We start from the raw sequence: 4,918 nt of genomic DNA, 5'->3' as shown, positions 1-4,918 counted from the left end.
GAAAAGAACAGCGAACTTGCCGGTCTGGACGCATCGCTACAACTTTGTGCGTCCGCATACGGCTCTTGGCAGAAAACCTCCAGCCTCAAGGCTGAGCGGAGGGTGAACAACGTGTTGACACTCTACATCTACATGGATCAGAAACTGCTGGACCTGTTCAGGAAATACGGAGCGAAAAAACGCCTCTATCTGGTGACGCAGTTCAATCATCCGCGCGAACTGAGCCCGCAGGCCCAACGCGCTCTGGACGCCCTGCAGGACTGCGGCGTCACGGTGCGCAACCAGACCGTGCTGCTGAAGGGCGTCAACGACCACGGCCCGACGCTGGGGACGCTGCTGAAGGAACTGGTGCGCAGGGGCGTCGTGCCCTATTACATTTTCCAGTGCCGCCCTGTAACCGGGGTCCAAAACAACTTTCAGGTGCCCATGGCGCGCGCTTACGCCGTGACGGAAGAAGCCAAGAGTCTGCAAAACGGTCTGGGTAAAACTTTCCGTTACGTGCTTTCGCATGAGACGGGCAAGATTGAGATACTCGGCCCTTCCGGCGGCCGCTGGCTCTTCAAGTACCATCAGGCCAAAGCGCCGGAAGATCAGGGCCGCCTGTTCAGTGTGGCGCTGCGCCCGGACCAGTGCTGGCTGAGCGGAGAGGACGTGCGGGGCGTGTCGCGGGAAGGCGCCGATGGTCCGGGAGAAACCGCCGCCTGAAACATCCCGCGGGGTTTCGGCTCCCGGCCGCCCTCCCCATAACCGCAATCCGGCCCCGGGCATACTGCCCGGGGCCGTTTTTTGCGCCTACAGCCTCCGCATGGCTGTTTATCATCCTGTTTATTGCCGCACGGCTGAAAAAAGTCTTTTTGATATGCTTTCAGACTGGACCTTACCGAATTTCGTGAGTAGTCTGTCCGGGCCATATATCGTTTATTCTTCAGCAGCAGTGAACACAAGAGGAAGCCCGGGTGGGCAAAGGCATCTCACCGGTTCGGGCCCATGTCACTCGCCGTGTGCAACTCGGATCCCTGTTTAAAGCCGCTTTCAGCTGCGGAGGCGGCGGCGCACGGCAACACCTTCAGCCAGCATCAGAGAGGAGTATCCGGGAAATGCGTATGAGCGACTTCTCCATCCGCATGAAGATCCTGTGCGGAGCACTGAGTCTTGTGTTCATTACCGCCGTTTTCGGCCTGCTCGCCTACATCTTCATAGCCAAAGTGGCTTCAGCCACCTTCAGCATCACCGATCACTACGCCAAGGCCGTACAGTACGCCACCGGCGTGGAACGCATGTCGTTGTGGACCGTGCTGGAAGAGAAAAACTATCTGCTGAAGAAAGACGACGCCAGCCGACAGCGCGTGGAAGACCGCCTGCAACAGTTATTCCGTGAACTGGACAAGGTGGATGCGCTCGGCAAGCAGTTCAATGACACGGCCCTGCTGGAGCGTGCGCGCAAAGCGCGCCAGGAAGCCCAGCTTTACATGGAAAAATTCCGGGTGGGCGTGGAGTCGCTCAAGGCCAACAAGTCCGCCGAGGAAGCCATGATCAACAACGGCCGCCGGGTGGAGCAGGCCGCATCCCGCTTCATGCAGTTGCAGGTGGACGCGTATACCAGGATACAGGGGCAGGACGTGGCGGCGTCCATGCTGGACGAATATGTCCAGCGCTACATCATTACGTCCAATATCTATACGCTGGCTCTGGAAATCATGCGCGCGGAAAAAGAGGAAATTTCCCGCAAGGACCGCTCCCACTACAAGAACATGCTTGAGATGCTGCCCCGTCTGTTCGCTTTGTACGATGCGCTGGAAAAGATCACCGTGGACAAAGAGCAGCTCCAGCTCATTGCCGGAGCCCGCGAGGCCACGCGCAAATACGAACAGGCCGCGGCCGGCTGGATCAGCAATGACGATGCCCTCAACGGCATTCTGGCCGAAATGAACGCCATGGGCAACGCCGTGATCCAGGAGGCGCAGCAGGCTGAAGAAACCGGCTTCAAACAGGCGGATGCGGCGCGCACGGTTTCCATTGAACTGATCGACGATTCCAACAAAATCATCCTCGCCGTGGGCGTTGTGGCTCTGGTCTTCGGCTTCGTGGTGGCCTTCCTGCTGGCAGCCATGATCAGCAATCCCATGAAAAAGGGCGTACGCTACGCCACAGCCGTGGCCGGAGGGGATTTTTCCCAGACGCTGGATGTGCACCAGAAGGATGAGATCGGCGTCCTGGCCGACGCCCTGCGCAGCATGGTGGGCACGTTGCAGGAGCGCATCGCCGAGGCCGACAGGCAGGGCAGCGCCGCCAGTGAACAGGCCCGCAAGGCCAATGAAGCCATGCATGAGGCCGAAATGGCCGGGCGCGACGCCAAAGCCAAAGCCGAAAATATGCTGGCCGCCGCCCGGAAGCTGGAAGAAGTGGCCGACGTAGTCGCCACCGCCTCTTCGGAGCTGCTCACCCATATTGAATATTCCGAGAACGGCGCGTCCGAACAGGCCGGGCGGGTCACGGAAACCGTGACCGCCATGGAAGAGATGACCTCGACCATTGATGAGGTGGTTAAAAGCGCCAGTCTGGCCGCCGATGTTTCGGCCCAGACCCGCGACAAGGCCACCGGCGGCGAGACCGTGGTGCGCAAGGCGGTGGACAGCATTACCGATGTGCAGCGGCAGTCCATGAAAATTAAGGAAGACATGGGTATCCTGTCCGAGCACGCGCAGTCCATCAACCAGATCATGAGCGTCATTTCGGATATCGCCGATCAGACCAATCTGCTGGCCCTGAATGCCGCCATTGAAGCGGCCCGCGCTGGTGAGGCCGGGCGCGGCTTTGCCGTGGTGGCTGACGAAGTGCGCAAACTGGCTGAAAAAACCATGGCTTCCACCGCCGACGTGGACAAGGCCATTCGCGGCATCCAGCAGAGCGTATCCATGAATATCGAACAGGTGGACAAGGCCGTGCAGACCATCAGCGAGGCCACGCGGTACGCTAACGACTCCGGCTCGGCTCTGGACGAAATTGTCTCCATGGTGGACAGCTCCGCCGAACAGGTGCAGGCCATCGCCCAGGCCAGTGACGCCCAGTCCCATTCCTGTGAGCGGGTCAGCCATTCCGTCAAGGAAGTCAGCAGCATCGCCGAAGAAACCGCCGACTCCATGCGCAAGGCCGCCACGGCGGTTTCAGAGCTTTCCGAGCAGGCCCGCGTTCTGAGCGAGCTGATCAAAGAGATGCAACAGGGGTAACCGGCAAAGCTTATACGCTGAAAAGCCCCCCATCATGGTGATCACGATGGGGGGCTTTTTGCGTCAATACACCGGACTGCCGGAGACGGGAGGGCCCACCGCGCGCCAGATGTTCCCGCCCTGGGGAAGAGTTTGGACGGCATTGCACGGGAAGTCAGGCTACGCGCGGGCGGCGCAATAATATAACTTCGTGCGATAATCGGTATACTGTCGCTTGTTTCAAGGCGGCCTTTTTACCATTCGTTCCACTACGCCGTTTCGGATGTAAAATATGCGGCTGCAGCCTTCCGGGTCGCCATCAGCCTGCGCCCTGTCCAAAATCGGCCATACATACAGTGTGATGATTCTCCCGTCAGCGGCAGTCTGTACTTTAACCGTATGCCTGTAGTGAAGAATGCCTTCCCGCTTCAGTTCCGCGCGTACAAGATTTTCGGCCTCGCGGATTGTCGTCATAGTACTGGGAATATCCTCGTCAAGTTCAAAAATAATCGTACCCGACAGAGGAATTTCCTCCGCTCCAGGTGGCAGAATTCGGACGCGCTCGAAGGCCGTCACGGCTGTGCCGTTGACAGTCAGCGCGCAGAACAGAATCGGAACTGTGAGCAGTCGCCCGCGCATGCGCCCTCGGCCGGATAAAAATATATATTAACGCCGAAAATAGGACAGAATTTCACGGAGATCATCAGCAAAAAGCGAAAGATATTCAAAAATGCTCTGCTTTCGCAACAGCAGTCCCGTCATATCCGCCAGCTTCCCGGCATCCACTTCCGGCGGCGAAAACGGCAACGCGCCGGAACCGCCCGGCAACGGCGCCTCGCCGCTGCCCCTGATGAGTCCGAACGAAGCCTGGGCGCGATCAATAAAATCCTGCGGCACTCTGTTGTCCTCGGCCAGGGGGACGCCGGGCTGCGGGCGCATATCCGGCTCACGATAATCCACAATGATTTTGAGCTTGTCTTTCTTGGTCAAAAAAATCATCCGGTAGGCAAGGCTTCCGCGACTCCAGGGTCCGGAATCATGCGGATCAAACCAGGGATCGTTCTCGGCCGAGGGCACTACAACGGTACCCGTGCCCTCCAGATCGTCATACCGCAGGTTGACATGGTGCAGGCCCACCGTGCCGGTAACGGCATTCGAGGCCCAGAAAAGCGTTCCCGAAGTAAACGCCATGATGGCAATCACCCGTGCGGGCGGGTACGTCGCATCTCCTGTGCCGTTGGCATACAGACCATACCACGCCTCAGCCGGGCAGCTTTTCATGATTCTGGCGCTCAGTTTGGGGAAAATTCTGGCTCGGCGCGCGTCAAGCAACTGAAAATCTTCACGGCAACGCACGGCCAGGGCGGGCGCGTAAGCTGAAATCAACATGTCATCCGCCGCGACGACGCGTCGATTTTTGGCCAGCTTATAAATAAGGACGGCCAGACACACGAGTGGGACCAGCAAAATGAGCACGAGTCGCGCCATACAGCCTCCTTACAGCTGAGGATGAGGAATGTGCTCTCGACCTGCCTGGAAAGCGGACAGATGTCAAGAGAAGCAAAATCCCCATATAAAAGGAACAAGAAGCGAGGGACAGTTCAGCACAGGGGTGTTTTCAAAAAGAGCGGAAGATCAAGGCGGGATAAGGGCTATCGGGATGCATATGATATTGGCCCAGGCGTTAAGCGCCGCGGCCCTGCGGAGGCTTC

Annotated in this window: 5 protein-coding genes; 3 read left to right on the top strand and 2 right to left on the bottom strand. The window is 58.5% G+C overall.

Features of this window, described 5'->3' with window-relative positions; translation table 11 throughout:
• The 3 genes from FYJ44_RS14290 to FYJ44_RS14280 all read left to right on the top strand — a co-directional run.
• The coding region (locus FYJ44_RS14290) for an integrase core domain-containing protein (protein ID WP_154508122.1) at positions 1-106 on the top strand (106 nt) is incomplete at its 5' end.
• A gap of 5 nt (positions 107-111) precedes the next feature.
• On the top strand, positions 112-705 hold the full coding sequence (locus FYJ44_RS14285) for a hypothetical protein (protein WP_229772738.1): 594 nt from the start codon (positions 112-114) through the stop codon (positions 703-705).
• Positions 706-1,103: 398 nt separating this feature from the next.
• Positions 1,104-3,227: a methyl-accepting chemotaxis protein gene (locus tag FYJ44_RS14280; RefSeq protein ID WP_195841042.1), complete on the top strand. Its 2,124-nt coding sequence runs from the start codon at positions 1,104-1,106 to the stop codon at positions 3,225-3,227.
• A gap of 219 nt (positions 3,228-3,446) precedes the next feature.
• Here FYJ44_RS14280 and FYJ44_RS14275 read toward each other — a convergent pair whose 3' ends face one another.
• Both FYJ44_RS14275 and FYJ44_RS14270 read right to left on the bottom strand, forming a co-directional pair.
• A complete protein-coding gene (locus tag FYJ44_RS14275; RefSeq protein WP_154513286.1) occupies positions 3,447-3,845 on the bottom strand; it encodes a hypothetical protein in 399 nt (132 codons plus the stop codon).
• A 27-nt stretch (positions 3,846-3,872) separates the two neighbouring features.
• Positions 3,873-4,595 (bottom strand): DUF4851 domain-containing protein, encoded by a 723-nt coding sequence (locus FYJ44_RS14270; protein ID WP_229772737.1) that lies wholly within the window; start codon positions 4,593-4,595, stop codon positions 3,873-3,875.
• Positions 4,596-4,918 lie beyond the last annotated feature (323 nt).

This window comes from Desulfovibrio porci (genome assembly GCF_009696265.1).
GTDB lineage: Bacteria > Desulfobacterota > Desulfovibrionia > Desulfovibrionales > Desulfovibrionaceae > Desulfovibrio > Desulfovibrio porci.
This window is presented reverse-complemented; position numbering and strand designations above follow the sequence as displayed.

Coding starts and splice junctions, on each gene's coding strand:
- FYJ44_RS14280 (WP_195841042.1), top strand. CDS start 1,104: ATGAGCGACTTCTCCATCCGCATGAAGATCCTGTGCGGAGCACTGAGT.
- FYJ44_RS14275 (WP_154513286.1), bottom strand. CDS start 3,845: ATGCGCGGGCGACTGCTCACAGTTCCGATTCTGTTCTGCGCGCTGACT.
- FYJ44_RS14270 (WP_229772737.1), bottom strand. CDS start 4,595: ATGTTGATTTCAGCTTACGCGCCCGCCCTGGCCGTGCGTTGCCGTGAA.